General features: G+C 67.1%; 19 protein-coding genes and 1 pseudogene. 12 read left to right on the top strand and 8 right to left on the bottom strand.

Features of this window, described 5'->3' with window-relative positions; all coding sequences use genetic code 11:
• Positions 1-142: 142 nt before the first annotated feature.
• Positions 143-994, top strand: a complete 852-nt coding sequence (locus ACZ54P_RS14910) for a maleylpyruvate isomerase N-terminal domain-containing protein (protein WP_465462074.1) — start codon at positions 143-145, stop codon at positions 992-994.
• Between the two features lie 76 nt (positions 995-1,070).
• Here ACZ54P_RS14910 and ACZ54P_RS14905 read toward each other — a convergent pair whose 3' ends face one another.
• Positions 1,071-2,897, bottom strand: coding sequence for a fibronectin type III domain-containing protein (locus ACZ54P_RS14905; RefSeq protein WP_465462073.1), 1,827 nt, complete (start codon positions 2,895-2,897; stop codon positions 1,071-1,073).
• A gap of 167 nt (positions 2,898-3,064) precedes the next feature.
• Positions 3,065-3,613 (bottom strand): hypothetical protein, encoded by a 549-nt coding sequence (locus tag ACZ54P_RS14900; RefSeq protein ID WP_465462072.1) that lies wholly within the window; start codon positions 3,611-3,613, stop codon positions 3,065-3,067.
• A gap of 91 nt (positions 3,614-3,704) precedes the next feature.
• On the opposite strand from ACZ54P_RS14900, the pseudogene ACZ54P_RS14895 reads away from it, so the two are divergent.
• Positions 3,705-4,556: pseudogene (locus tag ACZ54P_RS14895) on the top strand (IS701 family transposase); the annotation flags it as partial.
• A gap of 49 nt (positions 4,557-4,605) precedes the next feature.
• On the opposite strand, the gene ACZ54P_RS14890 reads toward ACZ54P_RS14895, so the two are convergent.
• The 3 genes from ACZ54P_RS14890 to ACZ54P_RS14880 all read right to left on the bottom strand — a co-directional run bounded on the left by ACZ54P_RS14890 (position 4,606) and on the right by ACZ54P_RS14880 (position 7,708).
• Positions 4,606-5,859 (bottom strand): HNH endonuclease signature motif containing protein, encoded by a 1,254-nt coding sequence (locus ACZ54P_RS14890; protein WP_465462071.1) that lies wholly within the window; start codon positions 5,857-5,859, stop codon positions 4,606-4,608.
• Between the two features lie 458 nt (positions 5,860-6,317).
• The gene (locus ACZ54P_RS14885; protein WP_465462102.1) at positions 6,318-7,253 is read right to left on the bottom strand and encodes a helix-turn-helix domain-containing protein; all 936 of its coding nucleotides are present in this window, start codon (positions 7,251-7,253) and stop codon (positions 6,318-6,320) included.
• 62 nt (positions 7,254-7,315) lie between these two features.
• Positions 7,316-7,708 (bottom strand): winged helix-turn-helix transcriptional regulator, encoded by a 393-nt coding sequence (locus ACZ54P_RS14880; protein ID WP_465462070.1) that lies wholly within the window; start codon positions 7,706-7,708, stop codon positions 7,316-7,318.
• Positions 7,709-7,809: 101 nt separating this feature from the next.
• On the opposite strand from ACZ54P_RS14880, the gene ACZ54P_RS14875 reads away from it, so the two are divergent.
• Complete coding sequence (locus tag ACZ54P_RS14875; RefSeq protein ID WP_465462069.1) at positions 7,810-8,199, top strand: RidA family protein; 390 nt, start codon at positions 7,810-7,812, stop codon at positions 8,197-8,199.
• A gap of 3 nt (positions 8,200-8,202) precedes the next feature.
• Here the strand turns inward: ACZ54P_RS14875 and ACZ54P_RS14870 are convergent, their stop codons facing one another.
• A complete protein-coding gene (locus ACZ54P_RS14870; protein ID WP_465462101.1) occupies positions 8,203-8,682 on the bottom strand; it encodes a cupin domain-containing protein in 480 nt (159 codons plus the stop codon).
• 131 nt (positions 8,683-8,813) lie between these two features.
• The gene (locus tag ACZ54P_RS14865; protein WP_465462068.1) at positions 8,814-10,619 is read right to left on the bottom strand and encodes an AfsR/SARP family transcriptional regulator; all 1,806 of its coding nucleotides are present in this window, start codon (positions 10,617-10,619) and stop codon (positions 8,814-8,816) included.
• A gap of 209 nt (positions 10,620-10,828) precedes the next feature.
• On the opposite strand from ACZ54P_RS14865, the gene ACZ54P_RS14860 reads away from it, so the two are divergent.
• The 5 genes from ACZ54P_RS14860 to ACZ54P_RS14840 all read left to right on the top strand — a co-directional run bounded on the left by ACZ54P_RS14860 (position 10,829) and on the right by ACZ54P_RS14840 (position 14,495).
• Complete coding sequence (locus ACZ54P_RS14860) at positions 10,829-11,035, top strand: hypothetical protein (RefSeq protein ID WP_061982534.1); 207 nt, start codon at positions 10,829-10,831, stop codon at positions 11,033-11,035.
• A gap of 87 nt (positions 11,036-11,122) precedes the next feature.
• Positions 11,123-11,665 (top strand): TlpA family protein disulfide reductase, encoded by a 543-nt coding sequence (locus ACZ54P_RS14855; RefSeq protein ID WP_465462067.1) that lies wholly within the window; start codon positions 11,123-11,125, stop codon positions 11,663-11,665.
• Positions 11,662-13,494, top strand: coding sequence for an ABC transporter ATP-binding protein (locus ACZ54P_RS14850; RefSeq protein WP_465462066.1), 1,833 nt, complete (start codon positions 11,662-11,664; stop codon positions 13,492-13,494). Before ACZ54P_RS14855 ends, ACZ54P_RS14850 begins: the two co-directional genes overlap by 4 nt.
• A complete protein-coding gene (locus ACZ54P_RS14845; RefSeq protein WP_465462065.1) occupies positions 13,491-13,919 on the top strand; it encodes a S26 family signal peptidase in 429 nt (142 codons plus the stop codon). Before ACZ54P_RS14850 ends, ACZ54P_RS14845 begins: the two co-directional genes overlap by 4 nt.
• Before the next feature lie 3 nt (positions 13,920-13,922).
• Positions 13,923-14,495 (top strand): MauE/DoxX family redox-associated membrane protein, encoded by a 573-nt coding sequence (locus tag ACZ54P_RS14840; RefSeq protein ID WP_465462064.1) that lies wholly within the window; start codon positions 13,923-13,925, stop codon positions 14,493-14,495.
• Between the two features lie 433 nt (positions 14,496-14,928).
• Here ACZ54P_RS14840 and ACZ54P_RS14835 read toward each other — a convergent pair whose 3' ends face one another.
• Positions 14,929-15,360, bottom strand: a complete 432-nt coding sequence (locus tag ACZ54P_RS14835; RefSeq protein ID WP_465462063.1) for a VOC family protein — start codon at positions 15,358-15,360, stop codon at positions 14,929-14,931.
• A 112-nt stretch (positions 15,361-15,472) separates the two neighbouring features.
• Between ACZ54P_RS14835 and ACZ54P_RS14830 the strand changes: the two genes are divergently transcribed.
• From ACZ54P_RS14830 to ACZ54P_RS14815, 4 genes are all read left to right on the top strand, one after another.
• Positions 15,473-16,129 carry a GntR family transcriptional regulator gene (locus ACZ54P_RS14830; RefSeq protein ID WP_465462062.1) on the top strand — a complete coding sequence of 219 codons (657 nt, stop codon included), beginning with the start codon at positions 15,473-15,475 and terminating at the stop codon, positions 16,127-16,129.
• Positions 16,130-16,255: 126 nt separating this feature from the next.
• A complete protein-coding gene (locus ACZ54P_RS14825) occupies positions 16,256-17,569 on the top strand; it encodes an ABC transporter substrate-binding protein (RefSeq protein ID WP_465462061.1) in 1,314 nt (437 codons plus the stop codon).
• Positions 17,569-18,525 carry a carbohydrate ABC transporter permease gene (locus ACZ54P_RS14820; protein ID WP_465462060.1) on the top strand — a complete coding sequence of 319 codons (957 nt, stop codon included), beginning with the start codon at positions 17,569-17,571 and terminating at the stop codon, positions 18,523-18,525. Before ACZ54P_RS14825 ends, ACZ54P_RS14820 begins: the two co-directional genes overlap by 1 nt.
• Positions 18,518-19,357, top strand: coding sequence for a carbohydrate ABC transporter permease (locus tag ACZ54P_RS14815; protein ID WP_465462059.1), 840 nt, complete (start codon positions 18,518-18,520; stop codon positions 19,355-19,357). Before ACZ54P_RS14820 ends, ACZ54P_RS14815 begins: the two co-directional genes overlap by 8 nt.
• The last annotated feature ends 11 nt before the right edge of the window (positions 19,358-19,368 follow it).

The following is a 19,368-nucleotide window of genomic DNA, read 5'->3' as shown; positions in this document are numbered from 1 at the left end:
TGATGTGGGTTCAGTCTGCCTGTGCCGGTCGGTGCGTGTCACGTCGATTTCCGTAGTGAGTACGGTCACTTCGCTGTGGGCGGACATCCGGTCCGCACGAAAGAGGAACGAATTTCCTGTCGTACCAACCTAAAATCGTGCTGTGACCAGTGAGATCACGGCGGATCAGTGGCGGTCGGTACGGCGCGCCTATCGAGTGACGGGCACACGCTTCGCCGAGCTGGTGACCGGGCTTCCGGATCCGGACGCGATGGTCACCGCGGAGTGGATCGTGGCCGACACCGTCGCCCACGTCGCGATGATCGCGAAGATGTACACGTCGCTGGTGCGGCCGGACGACACTCCGCTGCTGGACGCCCGCAGGCAGGGGCAGGTCGAGAAGACCACTGTGGACACGGTTTCCGTGCTGAACGCCTTGGTGTTGCGGGAATTTTCCGAACGTGACATCGGCGTGCTGGTGCCGGGGTTGCTCGCTGACATCGAGGAAGTGCTGCGAGTGACGGAGGACGCCGATCCGGCGACCCCGCTGAGCTGGCTCGGGGACTCGAAGGTGCCGCTCGCCGGTGTCCTCGCGCATTTGGTCAACGAGCTGCAGCTCCACGGCTGGGACATCGCCAAGGCGTTGAAGCTGCCTTGGACCATCCCACCGGGTGACGCGGCGTTGTTCTTCGACCTTTTCCTGGTGGGCGTGCTGACCCACGACATCGGGCATCTCCTCGACACCGGCGAACCGCCGAGGGAAAAACGTATCGCCGTCGCCTTCCGGTCGGCGTACACGTCTCCGGTCGTCCTGGTGCTGCACCGGGGACGGGTCACGGTCGAGCGGCCCGGTGGCCCGGTCGACGCGCGGATCTCGTTCGATCCGCCGTCACTGAACCTGATGTTGTTCCACCGGGTCGGCAAGGTGCGTTCCGCGCTGACCCGCAAGATCGTCGTCAGCGGCCCCCGGCCGTGGCTTCTGCCCGCGTTCCTGCGGGTGGTCCGGTTGCCGTAGGGGAGTGGGCCTCGTGAGTGTTAATGAGGGTTAGAACCGTCGTTAGCACTCACGAGCCACACGCCTTCCCGCACCCTTAAAGCGTCAGCGCCCAAACATCGAGCACCCCGACGTCGCCGGGCCCGTAGTCGGTGACCCGCAGCTGCCACTTGCCGCCGGCCAGGGACGACGCGCCGGGCACCGAGAACGTCCGCGCACCGCTCCAAGCCGTGCACGTGGAACCGCCGCTGTACTTGAGTGGATAGGCCTTGCCCACCGGATCCAAGAGCGTTACGCCGAGGTCCTCGGCGCAGGTGTGCCGGATGGTCACCGAAACCGCGAGCGTGCTCGCGGCCGGCCCGGTGAGCGTCGAGGTCACCGGGCTGAACACCTGCTGATGGTCGCGGATCGCGAAGTCGGTTCCGTTGCTCAGCGTCCGGCCGCCTGCATCGCCGGGCTGTGTCTTCACGGAGACGACACCACTCGCGGGTGACACGTTCCCCGCCGCGTCGCGGGCCTTCACCGTGAAGCTGTAGGAGGTGTCCGGGCTGAGCCCCGTCACGGTGGTGCTGGTGCCCGTCACGGAAGTGGCCAGTGTCGAGCCGTTGTAGACGTCGTAACCGGCGACGCCGACGTTGTCCGTGGCCGCGTCCCAAACCAACGTGGCGCTGTTCGACGTCGTGCCGGTGGACCGGATGTTGCCGGGCGCGCTCGGTGCCGTCGTGTCACCGCCGCCGTCGCCCGTCACCAGGGTGAGGTTCCATTTGTTCAGCGCTTCGATCACCGGTTGGAAGAGGGACATCTCGCCGTCGCTGGGGTTCTCCACGCATTTCGACGGGCCGCCGTCGTGCAGGCCGACGGCCTTGGTGCCGAGCAGCCAGCCGCCGCCCGAGTCGCCGCCGAGCGAGCACGCCGTCGTCCACGTCAGGTCTTCGATGATCAGCCCGCCGCCGTAGTCGACGGCCTTGTGCGTGTACTTGACTTCGCCGCACTTCCAGTGCGAGGTGTTGCCGGAGTGGCAGACCCGGTCGCCGACCATCGCCTCGGCCGAACCGGTGACCGTGACGGCGGGCTCACCCCAGGTGTTGACCGCCGCCGAGAGCTCCCAGCCGGACTGCGTCACGGCGACGACGCCCATGTCACCCTCGCGGGCGTTGACGCTGCGTGTCCCGCCGACGTTCGACGTGCCGATCCGGTTCTGCCGGCCGGACGCGCCATAGGCGGCTTGATCGCGGTCGTTCGTGCAGTGTCCGGCGGTCAGGAAGTGCTTGCCGCCGGAGGAATCCTTCACGCCGAATCCGACCGAGCAGTTGGTCTCGCTACCCGGCCACCACGGATCGCCGGTGTGGACCGTGCCTGCCTGCTGACGGGGCGACGACCCGTTTTCGATGATTCGTACGCCAAGATTCTTCGCCTGCGAGAGGAAACGCTCGGTCTCGGCGGTCTTGCGCGTGCGGTCGACCGAGACGCTGACCTCGTTGTTCCGGACGTCGACACCCCAGCCGAACACCCCGGGCACACCGTCGCCGACGAGCGCGCGGACGGCGTCGTCGGTCCGGTCGAGTTCGGCCTTGGTGCGCCGGACCAGCCGTGTTTCGGCACCGGCCGCCTTCGCCGCGTCGGCATCGGCGGCGTTCGTGACGGCCAGGGTCAGTTTGCCCGTGGCGGCGTCGAACCATTGCCCGGCGGAGCGGTCGCGCAGACCGGCCGGAAGCGACGCGGCCAGCCGGTGTGCCTCGTCCTGGGCGGCGAGCTGGGACTTCGCTTCGGACGCGGTCAGGCCGAACGCGGCGGCCACCCCGTTCACCTCGGCGTCGGGACGGGCCGGAGTCGGTGGTGTGGCCGCGTGAGCCGTCGGACCGAATCCCAGCGCGGCCAAAGCCAGGACGCTCAAATAGGAAAGCACTTCGCTGTGCCGTCGCATGCGCACTCCTCGAATCGAAAATTAGGTGCGCAGACGGTAAGTCCCTTACCTCGTGGAATTGTAGATCCGCGAGTCGTTAACAATTAAAAGTGGTCCTCTGGTGACCGTCGAGTTCGGGTGCTTCGGCCTGGTACTCCAGCTGCAGATCGCTCTCGAGTTGCGGGTTCCTACGCCTTTCGTTGCTTACGCCGCTTGTCCCGGCTGTCTTGCGTCCGGTTCCGGTCGTGGGTCGGCATCGCCACGTCGAATTGGGCTTTGCTGCTCACCGCGCGGGGTTCAGGCACGAGCGTGGTCGCCGTCGATCGCCACGGGGTGGCCGAGGCCCAACCGACCAGGGGCATGGTCTCGTCGTAGTGCGGAGCGAACTGTGCGACGGCGACGGTGGGCATCCGGTAGTTCAGGCTGCGGACGTGTTCGAGGAACGTCTGGGGCAGCGAGACGTGGTGGGTTTCCAGGTAGTACGGGAAGTCCTGGCGCCACAACCAAGTGCCGTCGGTCACCAGTGACGAGCATCCCGGAGAGTGTCGATGGGTCCTGCCGGTGATGACGTCGTGGCCCGCTTCCATGACGTCGATCAGGACGTGGCCGGCGTCCAGGTAGGCCACCAGGTCCGCCTCGTCCGGCTCGCCGACGGACCGGACGGCGTCGTGGATCGATCCGTTCGGCTGGCCGGAGCGGGTGTCAAGTTCGTCGTAGAAGCCCAGCAATTCCAGCACTCCGTCTCCTTCGACGAGCCGTTTCGCCCCCTTGGCAGTGGCAAGTTCGGCAACCGTTGATCATCTGTAAGTGAAAACGAACGATCAGGCGGTGGCCGCAGGTCACAGCGTAGATGCTGCCCGCTGGCAGGAAGCGTTCGAGGGTCTGATGGACCGCATCGCGGACAGGTTCGCCGGGGTCGAACCCCGACGGCGAATACGGCACCTGGACCTGGGACTGCTCGCGGACCTGCCTCGGAAGAACTGCTGGACCATCACCGAATGGGCCGGCGAGGCCACTCCCGAGGCCGCGAAGCACCCGCTGAGCCGCGCCAAGTGGGACGCCGACGCGGTCCGCGCCGACCTGCGCGACTACGTGGTCGAGCACCTGCACGACGCTCGGGCGGTGCTCGTTGTCGACGAGACCGGCGACGTGAAGAAGGGCAGTCATACCGTCGGCGTCCAGCGCCAGTACACCGGCACCGCGGGCAGAATCGAAAACGCCGGACTCGACCTGGACACCGCGCCTGCGGCCAAGCCCGAACTGGCCGCCCGCATGATCACGCGATTCCTGGACTCCGGCCGCCAGACACCTGGGTGGCAGGGGACGAGGTCTACGACGGCAACCCCACACTGCGCGCCGCCCTGTAGCACCGCGCTACTTGCCTACTACCGCTGCTACTCACCCGAGCCGGTACCTTTGACAGTCCTGGTGTGGTCGCGGGATCCAGGTGGAGGGTCGAGGAGACGTTCCAGTCCGGAAAGGGGCTGGCCGGACTCGACGAGCACCAGCTCAGCCGCTACACGTCCTGGCCCCGCTGAGTCACCCTCGCCATGCTCACCTACGCCTTCTTGGCCGTCGTCCGCGCCGACGAGCACCGTCTCCGCCCGACCCGACGACCTGATTTCGTTGACCTCCAACGAAATCCAGAGACTCTTCCTCGCCCTGGTTGGCAGGCCTGTCCCCGGGGCAACCACTACAGCCGTCAAGCCGCGAACAGAGCATGATCGTACTAGGTCCTGAGGTGCATGGTGTTGCGCCTCGGTTGGCCGGTGGGGTCGAGGTAGGTGGGTGGGGTGAATTCGGGTAGTCCGTCTTGGGCGATCTGGACTTTCCATTCGCTGTGGTGGATCAAGCGGTGGTGTTTCGTGCACAGGAGGACGAGGTTGTCGATTTTCGTTTCGCCGTGGTGTCGCCAGAAGACGATGTGGTGGGCGGTGCAGCGCGGTACGGGCATGTCGCAGCCGGGGAAGGCGCAGCCTCCGTCGCGGATGGTCAGCGCGTACTTCTGTGCCAGTGACACCGTTCGTTTGGATCGGCCGATGTCCAAGGGTTCGCCCGCAGTGCCGAGAACTCCGGGCCGGACACGGGCGTCACAGGCCAGGATCCGCGCGTCGGTGGCACTGATCGGCCCGACCAGATCCAGCTGCGCCTCACCCAGATCGCTGATCAGATCCTCATACGACATGGTCACCAGGATGTGCGTCGCTTCCCCGGCCTGGCCGGGCAGGTTCCGGCTGGCGGTCTTCAACCGCACATACTCGGTAAAAGCATCCCCATAACGCTCGTCTGGGGTGCGGGAGTCCCGGATCCCGTCGATGGCCTTGTGGGGTTTGGCCATGGGGTCGAGGTCGGACTTCAACCGCGCATAGATTTCGAGGTCGAGGGTGGCTGTGAGGCCGAGTGTGCCGTCGCGGTGTGTGACGAACCGCAGCTCCGGCCGCACGTCTTTCGGGTCCTCGTTGCGGGGTTCTTTCCCGTCGGGGTCGAGCTTGTCCACGAGCCGTCGTCCGGCGCGGGCGATCTGCCGAGGCCCAGCCCGGCGAGCCAAGTCGACCAGGATCTTCTCTCCGCCTCGTACGTCCTCTTCCGCTACCGTGGACGGGATGCGGGCGAGGGTGCGGATGATCGCGTCGATCTGCGCACCACCGATGGCGCCCTCGGCGGCGGCTTCGGCGGTCAGCGGTGCCAGCGGTGGCACGACCTCGCCACCCACCACCACCCCGGGATGCAACGCCAGCACCCGGTCAGCACGGACGCCGGCTTCCTTGTCCGTGACATGGAAGTCTTCGAAGATCAGCGCCGACAACGTCGAATGACCGGAACAGCCACGGACACCCCGGTTATTGATTTCCGCCAGGATCGCATTCTGCTCGGCATCCAATTGCCGCTTCAGAACCTCGATTTCCTGTTTGCGGGCATGCAGCGTCGCAGTATCGGCACGCCACCACTCGGAGCGCACTTGAGGACTGTTTTCGCTGGCCACAACCTCAAGATTACCGAAGGCCGAACACATGTGCTAGCCCGATTTGCGTAGCGATCAGCCGCCGCTCATTTCACCCGATAGAGGTCAAACTGCGGCCAAACAACTGCGCGGAGCAACAAACTTATAGGGCGCGTAGGCGCCTTCGCGATTAGAGGGCGGAACCAGTGCGGCAAGCGAACGTCCTTCGACGACTCAGTGATGAACGCCGAGGCCGGAGCCGTGGCCTTCGCCGCAGCGGGCGATGACCGGTGTAATTCCTGGGGTGCGGACAAGGTGGCGATATTCGTCGTAGTCGTGGGCCGATCGGTGTGGATCCGGTGTGGCCGTCCGACGCTCCATCCGCCGCAACAACGGCTCAATCCACTCCCGCAGACCGTCGTCGACCTCCGCTGCCTCACCAGTCACTCCGCAGAAGAAAACCGTGACAAACCACACCCAAGATCATTCTCTTAGGACATCTAAGAGGCCCAATCCCAGGCGAATCCGAAGCGCCCAGGTCCGAAATTCAGGGCGACGCCGTGCACGGAATCACCGCTCGGAAGGACTTCGGTCGACTCCGCAGGCAGGCCGTCCTGTTCGGAATAGCGACGGCATCGTGCCGGAAACAGCCCGGGAGCGAACCGGATCTCGAGTACGTATTCCCGGACCGGAAGGCGGAATTTGCGTTCGTAGTTCGTCGCGTGCGGGAACGGCGCGCTGTTGGCCAGGGTGTGCTCGGTGATGACCGTTTCGCTTTTCGCGAGCGGCCGGTCGAAGAGCAGTTCCATCACGAGAAGACCGTCTTCGGGGCGGTGGACGCTCCGCCCGGGGCGGCAGCCTCGCAGCGACGTCACCCGCGGCAGCGGCCGGTCGTGCTCGTCGATGTGGACGATCACCACCCACCGGTCCGGGCCGTCGGCCTCGGCGCGCAGCACCTGCCGGGACCGGAAGGCGAGTTCCTCCTGACCGGGCCCGACGAAGACGACGTCGTGCTGGCTGATCCTCGTCAGCCGTTCGTCCCACCGGGTGTCGACTTCGCTGACGGCCGCGGCGATTTGCGTCCGGTCCGGCCAGAACCGGCCGATCTCCGGCAGGCCGTCGGCGCGGGCGGGCCATCGGCCGCGGGCGCGGGGCGGCCCGAGCAACGTGGTCAGGCAGCCGGAGGGAACTTCCAGCACCTGCTCCAGGTGGCGGAGGGCGAGCACGGAATCCCGTCGTTCCGGTCGGCTGCGTCCGGACTGCCAGTAGCTAAGTGTCGCCGCGGTGATCGAGACGCCGCGAGCACGCAGGTGGTCGCGCAGGCGTTCCAGGCTGAGGCCACGCGCCCGGATGGCCTCGCGCAGCGCGTCGGCGAACGGGCCGTCGCGCAGCAACCGCTCGAACTCCTCGGGCCGGGGTTCCGCTCGGCCGGTCATCACGCGACGAGCATAGGTCCGCGCTGCGGGGAAGTGAACCGGGCGAGGCCCTGGCCAGGACCTTAACCGTTAACAGGCGTGTCGAACCGTCGGCGCGACTCTTCGATGTGGCCGAGGAACCGGTGGGTCCAGTCGCACATGCCGTCGACCGTCGCGCGCAGGCCGTGGCCCGCCTCGGTGAGGGTGTAGTCGACCCGGGGCGGCACGGTCGGATGGACGGTCCGCTCGACCAGGCCGTTGCGTTCCAGCATGCGCAGGTTCTGGGTGAGCATCTTGTGGCTGATGCCCTCGATGTCGTTCCGCAGTTCGGTGAACCGCCGCGTGCGGTCGCCGATCATCTCGATGATCAACAGTGCCCATTTGTTGGCGACGTCGGAGAAGATCTCGCGGGCCAGTGAGTCCGCCCGCGTCAGATCCGCGTCGTCCCTCGTGCCGCTGAGCTGCTTGGTCACCATCGGGTTCCCCAGTCACGAAAAAGTGCGTTCTTCCAGGTCGCTGCACACTCTCCTACGGTTTCTGGGTAACCACAAGTGACTAAGGCAAGGAGCACGACAGCATGGCCATCACCCTGATGAACCCCGCGGGGCTGCCGGAGATCCCCGCCTACCGGCAGGTTTCGATCGCGACCGGTTCGAAGCTGGTCTTCGTGGCGGGGCAGGTCGCCTGGGGCGCGGAGGGCGACCTCGCCGCGCAGGTCGAACAGTGCTACCTGAACATCGGCACCGCGCTCACGGCGGCCGGCGCCACCTTCGACGACGTCGCGAAACTGACCGTCTACGTCGTCGACTGGACTCCGGACAAGCTCGGGCTGTTCCTCGAAGGCGTGAATCGGGCCGCCGCCAAGCTGGGCGGCACCCCGGTCCCGCCGGGCACCCTGATCGGGGTCGCCGCACTCGACGTGCCCGAGCACCTGGTCGAGGTCGAAGCGACCGCTGTCATCGACTGACGCTCACTGGCCGCGTGCCGCGCGCCAGATCGGGCTGTCGACGTAGTGGTTGTCGTATTGCTTCGAAGACGCGGCGATCTCCGCGGGATCGGCCTCTCCGCGGGCGACCCGGTCGAGGAGCCGGTAGTAGTCGAAGCGGGCCATGCCCGGCGTGAAGGTCACCAGGACGTCGGCGTCCGAGTCGGCGGCGGGTCCGAACGCGTGCGGAACCCGGGGCGGCACGGCCAGGAAATCGCCCTTCTCCAGAGTGTGCAGGGTTTCGTCGACGAGGACCTGAAGCTTTCCTTCGAGAACGAAGAAGAACTCGGTCGCGCGGGTGTGGAAGTGGGCCGGGGTGCCGAAGACGCCCTGCTTCAGGGTCGCGCGGTTCGCGGTGAAGCCGCCGTCGGTGGTGTCGGAGTCGGCCAGCAGCGTGATGTCACTGCCCGGCGCGTCGCTGACGATTTCGGCGTTCGCGGCCCGGAGGAGGATGGGGTCGAACATGGTGGCGATCTCCTTGATTTCCGTGATCAGCTGCTCGCTGACAAGGACAAGCATCTCCCGGTGGCGAGCCTTGATCAACGCGGGAACCCGCACCGATCGATAACCCGAAGATTATCGATCGGTGCGGCCGCTCACCAGGCCAGCGCTGTCCGTTGCGCCGGGACGACCGCCCCCAGCTCGGCCGAGAACAACCGCATCAGCGGCGGCAGCCGGTAGGTGTCCTCGTCGCCCCATTCGGCGAGGCCGAGGTCGACCAGGCGATCCAACGCCGCCTCGGCCTTCAACGGACAGACACCGAGGACGGCGGCGGCCCGCGCGGTCCGGCAGATCTCGAAGCCCGGCCTGCCGAGTAGCCGGAACGCGGACGCGGCCAGCGGATCCTTGCCTGCCGCGATCGGCTGGAACGCCGAGGAGTACAACGCGCGCACCGATTCCCCGCCGAACCCCAGTTCGTCCAGCCTGCTCTCCTCCGGGGCGAGCCGGTGTGCCAGCCAGGACAACGGACGGTTCGGCCGATTGGCAAGGATGGTGCCCGCGATACGCAGCGCGGCCGGGATCCCTTGGCAATACCGGACGATCTCGGCCGCCGCGCCGAGCTCCTTGTCCACCTTGGACTGGCCGACCAGTCGGTCGAGTACCTCGCGGCCGTCCTTTTCGGACAACCTGCCCAGCGCGAGGTGCTCTGCGCCGTCCAGCATCAAGGGAGATCGGCTGGTGATCAGTACCGCGCACGATCCCGCCGCGGGGATGAGCGCGCGGAGCGCGGCGGACTCGGTCGCGCCGTCGAGCACCAGCAGCACCGCACGATGGGACAGGTGCGAGCGCAGCACGGCGGCGGCCTCGTCCGGCCGCCACGGGATGTCCGACGCGGGCACACCGAGATGTCGCAGCAGTCGAAGAGGCACACGGGAAGCCGGACCGTCGACACCCAGGTCGACGTACAACTGTCCACCGGGGAATCGCGGCCCCACCCGGTGCGCCACCTCCAGCACCAGCGCGCTCTTGCCGATACCGCACGGACCGTGGACCACTGCGGCCTTCGGTCCGGTCCGTTCCGGCCCGACGAGCAGCGAGGCGAGACGCGCCGCTTCACCCGCCCGGCCACCGAACGCCCGGCACCGCACCGGAAGCTCCCGCGGCGCGGAGGGCTCCGGCTCGGTCACGGTGGCGACCGGCGCGGGAGAGGCCGTCGTCAGCCGTGGATCCCGGTCCAGCATCGCCCGATGCAGCGCCGCCAGGTCGGGCGACGGCTCCAGCCCGAGGCGGTCCGCGAGCACCCGGCGACAGTCGGTGTAGACGGCGAGTGCCCCGGCGGGATCACCGGATCGGTACAGCGCGGTCATCAGATGCGCCCAAGGCCGTTCCCGTAACGGATGTTCGGTCACGAACTCGCGCAGCGGGGCGATCACCTCCCGATGTTCGCCGAGCCGAAGCCGGGCATCGATGTGGTCTTCCGTGACCGAAAGCCGGAGTTCCTCGACCGGTGCTATCGAACCGGCGAGTGCTTCGTTGTCGGCGAGATCTTCCAACACCGCACCACGGCAAGCGGAAAGCGCCTCACCGAGATGACGGACAGCGGCGCCGTAGTCACCACGCGCGAAGGCCGCCCGGCCGGTCCCCGCTCGTTCCGTGAAGACGTGAAGATCCAATTCCCCTTGGCGCAGCTGGATTTCGTAACCCGAGGCGCGGCCGGAGATGCGTTGCGCCGGCAATGCGCCACGGAGCCGGTTCGCGTAAGTGCGCAGGTTGGCGACCGCCGAAAGCGGCGGTTCGTCTCCCCACAACGTCTGGATCAGCCTGCGGATCGGGACTGTTCGACCAGGGTGCAGCAGCAACACGGCCAGAAGAGTGCGCTGTTTGGCCGAGCCCAGCGCGATCGTCCCGCCATCGGTGTGTACCTCGAGCCTCCCCAGAACCCTGAACTCGATCGTCGACACTCACACCTCTCCCCGAGAGTTGGCGACAGAAACGTGAGACCCCTTAAGGCAGTTCTATCACCATCGACTTTGCCGGACGTTCACTTCGCGTTGGTGCACAGGAGATACACGCGCCCGTGTATCCGCGCTATCCGCCTTTGTGTAGCGGCCTTTCCTACGTTGGGCGCTGCCGACGCCGCCCGGCTCGGCGGAAGTGAGGAGCGCGGACCATGCGCAAGACATTCGAAACCCTCGGCGACAAGCTGCTGAGCGTGTTCGTCGCCAAGGCGGACGTGGGGGCGGGCTGCCCGCCGGACCCGTACTACAAGCACTGCTACTGCCGTGAGCGCAGCGACTACCGGCGCCGCTGTTCGCAGAACGGTGCGTGCATCGAATTCTGCGGACCCTGCCAGCCCTTCCGGATCTGCGGAGGCTGATCGACACCGCGGGTGGCGGCCGGCGCGCGAGCATCGGCCGCCACCCGCGACACCTCGCCCGTCCCACTTCCTCCACTGGAGATCACCATGCCCATCCTCACCGCCGCCGTCGTGCTCGTCGGACTCCTGTGCGTGCTGGACCTCCTGCTCAGCTTCGGCATCATCCGGAGGCTGCGCGAGCAGAACGAGACCTTGAAGACCGTGCGACAGCAGGCCGCCGCCGAGCCGGACATCGCATTTCCCGCAGGTGCCACCATCGGCGCGTTCTCCGCCACCACAGTCGGTGGGACCGAGCTGTCCGTCGCGGACATCGACGGTTCCCGCGCCCTCGTCGGCTTCTTCTCGCCGGGATGCGAACCGTGCAAGGAGCGGATGCCCCAGTTCATCGAGTACGCCACCCGCTTCGAGGGGAAGGTGCTCGCGATCGCCGCCGGAAGCGAAGAGGAGACGGCGGACATGGTCGTCCGGCTCGGCGAGGTCGCCGAGGTGATCATCGAATCCGACGGCGGTGACGTGCACCGGGCCTTCGGCGCCGGCGGCTATCCCGCGCTGTGCCTGGTCGACCGCGATCGGACCGTGCTGGCCAGCGGGTGGGAGATGTCGGCCCTGCCGGTGCCGGCCACGCTGTGAACACCTCTCTCGGAGCCCGCCGGGTACTGAGCCTGCTGTCGGCCGCGGTCCGCCTCACCCGGCAAGCCGCCCCGGTGGGCACGCCGCTCTACCTGGTGCTGTCACTGCTCGGCGGCGTCGTCCCGATCGCGACCGCGTGGTGCACCAAGGTCCTCCTCGACGGCCTTGCCGCACGCGAGGTCTGGCCTGCTCTGCTGCCGTGGGCGGTCGCCCTCGCGGTGGTCGGGCTGATGGCGGGGCTGGTCCCGATCGCGACGGAGTATCTGAAACAACGCCTCGATCGCTCGGTCGCCGTGGTGACGATGGACCGGCTTTACCGGGCGATGGGCAGGCTCACCGGGATCGCGAGGATGGAGGACCCGCGGTTCCGGGACAAGCTCAGGCTCGCGCAGCAGACGGGCCGCAGCGGGCCCGGTCAGCTCGTCGACGACGGGATCGGTTCGGTGCAGGCGACCGTCACGCTGGCAGGATTCCTGGGCACCCTGCTCGTGATCAACGCGGGAATGGCCCTGATCGTGCTGGTGGCGGCGATCCCCGCGCTGCTGGCCAATCTGCGGCTGAGCCGGGCGCGGGCGCGCGTCCTGTGGTCGATCGCACCGACCGAACGGCGCGAAGTGTTCTACGCCGAATTGCTGGCGAGCCTCGACGCGGCCAAGGAACTCCGCTTGCTGGGACTCGGCGATCTGTTCCGGCGACGGATGCTCGTCGAGCTGACCGCCGCGCACGCCGTCGTCGAAGGGCAGGACCGCCGGGACGCGCGGATGCAGGGACTGCTGGCCGGGCTGACCGCGGCGGTCGCGGCGGGCGGCCTGCTCTGGGCAGCGTGGCTGGCCGCGCACGGGAAGCTCTCACTCGGTGACATCGCCATCTTCGTGGCGTCGGTCGGCGGGGTGCAGGGCGCGTTGCAGAGCCTCGTTTCCCGGCTGGCTTCGGCGCATCACTCGACGTTGTTGTTCGACCACTACGAGGAAATCGAGTCGCAGGGCCCGGACCTCCCGGCACCGGCCGAGCCCCGGCCGTTGCCGGGCTTGCGTTCGGGCATCGAGTTGCGCGACGTCTGGTTCCGCTACGCCGAGGACCAGCCGTGGGTGCTGCGCGGGGTGAACCTGACCATCCCGCACGGCGGGTCACTGGCGCTGGTCGGGCTGAACGGCGCCGGGAAATCGACGATGGTCAAATTGCTGTGCCGGTTCTACGATCCGGAGCGCGGAGCGATCCTCTGGGACGGCGTGGATCTGCGCGACGTCCCGGTCGAGGACCTGCGCGGACGGATCGGCGCGGTCTTCCAGGACTACATGTGTTACGACCTCAGCGCGGCCGAGAACATCGGCCTCGGCGACGTGTCCGGTATGGAGGATCGCGAGCGGGTGACCGCCGCGGCGCGACGGGCTGGTGCGCACGACATCGTGGCCGGACTTCCGCGTGGCTACGACACTCTGCTTTCTAGGATGTTCTTCGACGAAGCGGATCGCGAGGATCCGGAGACCGGGGTGCTGCTGTCCGGTGGTCAGTGGCAGCGCCTCGCGCTGGCGCGCGCGTTCCTGCGCGACCGACGGGACCTGATGATCCTGGACGAACCGAGCTCGGGGCTGGACGCCGAGGCCGAGTACGAGGTGCACAGCAGCCTGCGGCGGCATCGGGACGGCGCGACCAGCGTGCTGATCTCGCACCGTCTCGGCGCGGTCCGGGACGCGGCCGTGATCGCGGTGCTCGCCGGAGGCCGGGTCGTGGAACTCGGTTCGCACGACGAACTGATCGCCACGGGTGGGGAGTACGCGCGGTTGTTTCGCCTGCAGGCTTCGGGCTATGAAGAGGTGGTGTCCCGGTGACGTATGTGGTGCTCGCGGCGGCCGTGATGGTCGTCGCCGTCGTCGCGTGGCTGGTGACGCTGCGCCGACGGCTGATCGTGGTGACGGTGCGCGGGGTGAGCATGGAGCCCACCTATCACTCCGGCGACCGGTTGCTGGTGCGGAGGTCGCCGCTGGAACGGGTGCGGACCGGGCAGGTCGTCGTCGTGCAGGGCGGCCCCGGCACGCCGGGTGACCCGACCGCCGGACGGCTGGTGAAACGCGCGGTGGCGGTCCCGGGTGATCCGGTGCCAGCGCAGATCCCGGTATCCGGCACCGTCGTCCCGGCCGGGAACCTGCTGGTGCTCGGGGACAATCCCGCGCGCAGCAACGATTCCCGGCGGCTGGGCTACCTACCGGCGGACGCGCTGATCGGGGTCGTGCTGCGCCCCATCGGTCAGCGGTGAGTCATGGCCTACATTTCCGTTTTCGCGACGGCCCTTTGCGGACTCGTCCTGCTGGTGTCCGCCGTCAGCAAGGTGCGGGGTAAGGCGGCATACGCGGAATTCGTGGCATCGGTGCCCGCGTTCGGGGTCCCCGCGCGCTGGACGCCGTTGTTCGCCAAGGTGACCGTGTCGGCGGAGTTCTCGATCGCGGCTTCGCTGGTGCCGTCCGCCGCGTTGGTGGCCGGCGGTTCCGGGCGGTGGCTCGCGATGGCGGGGCTGGTGCTCGCGGCCGGGTTGTTCGGCGTACTGACCGCCGCGGTGTGGCGGGCGGTGGCGCGCCGGACCGGCGCGATGTGCCGCTGTTTCGGTCCGGCGCGCACGGTGCTCGCGTACCGGCACGTGGTACGGAACGCGCTCCTGCTGCTGGTCGCCGTGGCCGGGCTCGCCGCGATGTCAGGCGTGTCCACTGTGGACTTCGCGGAGCCGGCCGCTGTCGTGCTCGCCGCCGCCGTGGGTGCCATCGGCGCGGTGGCGGTGGTGCGGTTCGACGATCTGGCGGAGCTGTTCGCCGGGCCTGTCTCGGGAGGTCGTGAGTGATTCGGGTCGTTCTATTTGAGGGGTAAGGCAAATATGGCGTGCCCTGGCGCGGGTCCGGACTGGCTACCGGACGTCGGGACGAGAGCAGAATGTCCACAAAGGACACTTTTTGGCGGGCAGGTGTCCGATTTGAGCAGTATGCGTGGTTTCCTGAGGGGGTCGTGAGTGCCAAGTGGTGTTCTAACCCTAATCGGCACTCACGACCCGACCCGAAACCGCACATACAGGCCTAAATCAGACACGGGGTTGTCTGACAGTGTCCCTTGTGGACAACCAAGGATGCGCCGAGTCTCAGCGGGGAGTGCTGGACTGAGGCCAAGTAGCGAAGGCCCCTTCGCTGTCTTCAGGGTAAGCAAGGGCACCTTCACGGCAACGGGTCGATCACACCATATTTGCCTTACCCCTCAATGGCGGCCCAGATCACTCGCGACCGTCAGGCGGCGAAGACCTGCGAGTCGTCGGCGAACGCTTTGAACTCCAGCGCGTTGCCTGCCGGGTCCAGCAGGAACATCGTCCACTGTTCACCGGTCTGCCCTTCGAAGCGGACATAGGGCTCGATGACGAACTGTGTCTTCGCGGCACGCAGCCGGTCGGCCAGCTTCTGGAACTCCGGCACGGTGAGGATCAGCCCGAAGTGGGGAACGGGCACGTCGTGTCCGTCGACGGGGTTGTGGATGCGCTGCGGTCGCTCGGGGGCGAGGTGCGTGACGAACTGGTGGCCGTGCAGGTTCCAGTCGATCCAGGTGGCGGAACTGCGCCCTTGCTCGAGGCCCAGGATGTCGCCGTAGAAGGTGCGTGCGGCGGCCAAGTCGTCCACCGGCATGGCGAGGTGGAAGCGCGGGATCGGGGAGTCGAGGACGGTCATGACGAGGAGATCCTTTCCGGCGGACGGGTACTTGTCACAATGTTAACATTAGGACAAAGCGAGTCCGACGATCCCGTCGCTACGATCAGGCGTTCCAGAGGAAGGATGTGCGATGAGCGAACCCGCCCGGGTGGTACCGGCACGTCGTCGCGGGCTGGCGGACGAGGTCGCCGACAGGGTCCGGGACGCCATCTTCGGTGGCAACTACCCGCCCGGCGCGCAGTTGCGCGAGGTGGAGCTCTCGGCCGCGCTCGGCGTCAGCCGCGGTCCGGTACGTGAAGCGCTGCTCAAGCTGGAGCGCGAGGGTCTCGTCCGCAGCGAATGGCATCGAGGCGCCCACGTTACGACACTGTCCGATGTGGACGTCGCCGAACTCGACAGCCTCCGGTCGGCGCTGGAACAGCTCGCCGTCCGGTTGGTGGTCGCTTCCGCGTCGGACGCCCATCTCGCCGCGATCGACGAGGTCGTCGGGCGGATGGAGCGGGCCCGCGACGAGCACGAGATGGTGCGCTGCGACATCGACTTCCATGACGCGGTCTACGCGGCTTCGGGGCACTGGAGGCTCAACGAGGCGTGGGGGGCCATCAGGTCGCAGGTCCACCTGTTCCTCCTGACCCGGATCGGCGTGAATTCCGAGGGGTACCTCGCGAGCATCCCTGAGGAACACCGACGGCTGGCGTCGGCGCTGCGTGCCCGCGACGGCGAGAAAGCCCTCGATCTCTTCGCCGCGCATCGCGGTCAGGCTCTCGACGTGCTCACCGGAAAGTAGCGTGGCACGAAGTGGCTTCAGGGCTTGACGGCAAGCTTGACCACGGCTTAACTCAAGCCCTGAAATAAGGCGTGTCCCGTGTCACACACGGGTATGCGGCTTGGCCACTCACCCCGAGGACCATCGATGCGAATCGGAAAGATCGCTCCCGCGCTCGTCCTGGCGCTGGCAGCCGCCGCCACGACGGCGTGCGGCGGCGGCGACACGTCGTCCGGCGCTCCCAAGGAGCTCGTGTACTGGGCGTCCAACCAGGGCACCAGCCTCGACAACGACAAGGCCGTCCTGCAACCCGAACTCGACAAGTTCGAGAAGGCCTCCGGGATCAAGGTCAAGCTCGAGGTCGTCCCGTGGACGGATCTGCTCAACCGGATCCTCGCGGCCACCACCTCCGGCAAGGGCCCGGACGTGCTCAACATCGGCAACACCTGGTCGGCTTCGCTTCAGTCGACCGGGGCCTTCCTGCCGTTCGACGACGCCGCGCTGGAGAAGGTCGGGGGCAAGTCGCGGTTCCTCGGTCCGTCGCTGGCGGCCACCGGGGCGAGCGGTCAGCCGCCGGTCGGGGTACCGCTCTACGGTCAGGCATACGGCCTGTACTACAACAAGAAGCTCTTCGCCGACGCCGGGATCGCCAAGCCGCCCGCCACCTGGGAGGAACTGGTCGAGGACGGCAAGAAGCTCACCAAGCCGGACAAGGGCCAGTGGGGCCTGTCGCTCCAAGCGGGTCAGGTCACGGAGAACAGCCATCACGCGGCGATCCTCGGAGCCCAGCAGGGCGCGCAGTTCTTCACCCCCGACGGCAAGCCGCAGCTGGCTTCGGATCCGTCGGTCGCGGCCGTGCGGCAGTTCGTCGACCTGATGCAGAAGGACAAGATCGTCAACCCGTCCAACGCGGAGTACGCCGACACCGCCAAGTCGCTCAAGGACCTGTCGGACGGCAAGGCCGCGATGTTCATGAACCAGGCCTCCGCGGGCTCGTTCAAGAACATCGGAATGGACATGGCCAACCTCGGCGTCGCGCCGATCCCGTTGCCGGCCGCCGCGCCGCCGAACGGCCGGAAGGTGACCAGCTTCGTCGCCGGCATCAACATGTCGGTGTTCAAGAACACCAAGAACCCCGACGCCGCACTGGACTTCGTGAAGTTCATGGTTTCGGCGCCGGAGCAGGCGCTGCTCAACAAGACCTACGGTTCGCTGCCGACCGTCCAGGACGCCTACAGCGACGCGGCGTTCCAGACCGAGGACGTCAAGGTCTTCCAGAGCGTGCTCGCGAACTCGGCCGAACCGATGCCACAGGTACCCCAGGAGTCGCAGTTCGAGACCCTGATCGGCACCGCGATGAAGACGATGTTCGCGGACGTCGCCGCCGGTAAGCCGGTCGACGACGCGAAGATCCGGGACCAGCTGAACCAGGCGGACCAGCAGATCGCGGCCGGTAGTTGATGCCGACCACGCTCGATGACGCCCCGGCCGTGAAAGCGGCCGGGGCGCCGAAACCCCAGCGCGTCCGGCGCAAGCGGCGCCGGGTCGCGCTGCCGTATCTGCTGCTGCTTCCCGCGATCCTGCTCGAACTGCTCGTCCACCTGATCCCGATGGTGGCCGGGCTCGTGATGAGCTTCTTCAAGCTGACGCAGTTCTCCATCCGGGACTTCTCGTCCGCCCCGGCGGCGGGGCTGGACAACTACAAGTTCGTCCTGGACTTCGACTCCGCGGCGGGCAAGGCGCTGCTCGGCTCGTTCTGGATCAGTGTCGTCTACACCGTTCTCTCGGTCGGGTTCTGCTGGCTCTTCGGGACTTCGGCCGCCGTGCTGATGCAGAAGAACTTCCGGGGCCGTGGTGTGCTCAGAACCCTGTTCCTGGTGCCGTACGCGCTGCCGATGTACGCCGCGGTGATCACCTGGTCCTTCATGTTCCAGCGCGACACCGGCCTGGTGAACAGCCTGCTGGGCACCGATTCCTTCTGGCTGATCGGGGACAACAGCTTCTGGTCGCTGGTGGTCGTATCGGTGTGGCGAAACTGGCCGTTCGCGTTCCTGATCGTGATGGCCGGGCTGCAGAACATCCCCGGTGAGCTCTACGAGGCCGCGGCGATCGACGGCGCGGGCTGGTGGCGGCAGTTCCAGGCGATCACGCAGCCGATGCTGCGGCCGGTCAACCAGGTCCTGCTGCTGGTGCTGTTCCTGTGGACCTTCAACGACTTCAACACGCCGTATGTCCTTTTCGGAGCGTCCGCGCCGAAGGAGGCGTCACTGATCTCGATCCACATCTACCAGAGTTCCTTCGTGACCTGGAACTTCGGCCTCGGCTCGGCGATGTCGGTGCTGTTGCTGCTGTTCCTTCTGGTGGTCAGCACTGTCTACTTGGGACTGACCTCGCGGAGGAGGAAAGCCGTTGTCTGAGCCTCGCTGGGTCCCGTGGGCCCGTCGTTTCGTCCTCGGCTTCCTCGCCCTGTTCACCTTGGTGCCGCTCTACGCGATGGTTTCGTCGTCACTGAAGCCGCTCGGAGACGTGCAGGGTAACTGGGAGTGGATCCCGACGACGCTGACCATCCAGCCGTTCTTCGACATCTGGGAGACCATCCCGCTCGCCGAATACTTCGTGAACAGCCTGATCATTTCCGGCTCGGCGGCGATCCTCTCGGTCCTGATCGCGATCTTCGCGGCGTACGCGCTGAGCCGGTTCCGTTTCCGGGGCAAGAACTTCTTCAAGATGACCGTGTTGTCCACGCAGATGTTCCCCGGCATCCTGTTCCTGTTGCCGCTGTTCCTCATCTTCGTCAACATCGGCAACACCACCGGCATCGTGCTGTACGGCTCCCGGCTCGGGTTGATCGTCACCTACTTGACCTTCTCGCTGCCGTTCGCCATCTGGATGCTCGCCGGCTACATCGACTCGATCCCCAAGGAACTCGACGAGGCGGCGATGGTCGACGGCACCGGACCGCTCGGCGCGCTGATCCGGGTGGTCATCCCGGCCGCCATGCCGGGCATCGTCGCGGTGGGGATCTACTCGTTCATGACGGCCTGGGGCGAGGTCCTGTTCGCGTCGGTGATGACCGACTCGGGCACGCGGACCCTCGCCGTCGGCCTGCAGGAGTACTCCACCCAGGTCCAGGTGTACTGGAACCAGGTGATGGCCGCCTCGCTCATCGTCTCCGTCCCGGTCGTCGCCGGATTCCTTTTGCTCCAGCGTTATCTCGTCGCCGGGCTCACCGCGGGCGCCGTGAAATGACGTGCTGCCCC

The organism is Amycolatopsis sp. NPDC034160, from assembly GCF_055575355.1.
Note: the sequence above shows the minus strand (reverse complement) of the source record. Positions and strands in the feature narration are given on the sequence as shown.

What these genes read in the sequence shown, in the direction of transcription:
- ACZ54P_RS14905 (WP_465462073.1), bottom strand. Translation starts at nt 2,897, where the DNA reads ATGCGACGGCACAGCGAAGTGCTTTCCTATTTGAGCGTCCTGGCTTTG.
- ACZ54P_RS14820 (WP_465462060.1), top strand. Translation starts at nt 17,569, where the DNA reads ATGCCGACCACGCTCGATGACGCCCCGGCCGTGAAAGCGGCCGGGGCG.
- ACZ54P_RS14885 (WP_465462102.1), bottom strand. Translation starts at nt 7,253, where the DNA reads ATGACCGGCCGAGCGGAACCCCGGCCCGAGGAGTTCGAGCGGTTGCTG.
- ACZ54P_RS14830 (WP_465462062.1), top strand. Translation starts at nt 15,473, where the DNA reads ATGAGCGAACCCGCCCGGGTGGTACCGGCACGTCGTCGCGGGCTGGCG.
- ACZ54P_RS14855 (WP_465462067.1), top strand. Translation starts at nt 11,123, where the DNA reads ATGCCCATCCTCACCGCCGCCGTCGTGCTCGTCGGACTCCTGTGCGTG.
- ACZ54P_RS14825 (WP_465462061.1), top strand. Translation starts at nt 16,256, where the DNA reads ATGCGAATCGGAAAGATCGCTCCCGCGCTCGTCCTGGCGCTGGCAGCC.
- ACZ54P_RS14875 (WP_465462069.1), top strand. Translation starts at nt 7,810, where the DNA reads ATGGCCATCACCCTGATGAACCCCGCGGGGCTGCCGGAGATCCCCGCC.
- ACZ54P_RS14870 (WP_465462101.1), bottom strand. Translation starts at nt 8,682, where the DNA reads ATGTTCGACCCCATCCTCCTCCGGGCCGCGAACGCCGAAATCGTCAGC.
- ACZ54P_RS14880 (WP_465462070.1), bottom strand. Translation starts at nt 7,708, where the DNA reads ATGGTGACCAAGCAGCTCAGCGGCACGAGGGACGACGCGGATCTGACG.
- ACZ54P_RS14860 (WP_061982534.1), top strand. Translation starts at nt 10,829, where the DNA reads ATGCGCAAGACATTCGAAACCCTCGGCGACAAGCTGCTGAGCGTGTTC.
- ACZ54P_RS14835 (WP_465462063.1), bottom strand. Translation starts at nt 15,360, where the DNA reads ATGACCGTCCTCGACTCCCCGATCCCGCGCTTCCACCTCGCCATGCCG.
- ACZ54P_RS14840 (WP_465462064.1), top strand. Translation starts at nt 13,923, where the DNA reads ATGGCCTACATTTCCGTTTTCGCGACGGCCCTTTGCGGACTCGTCCTG.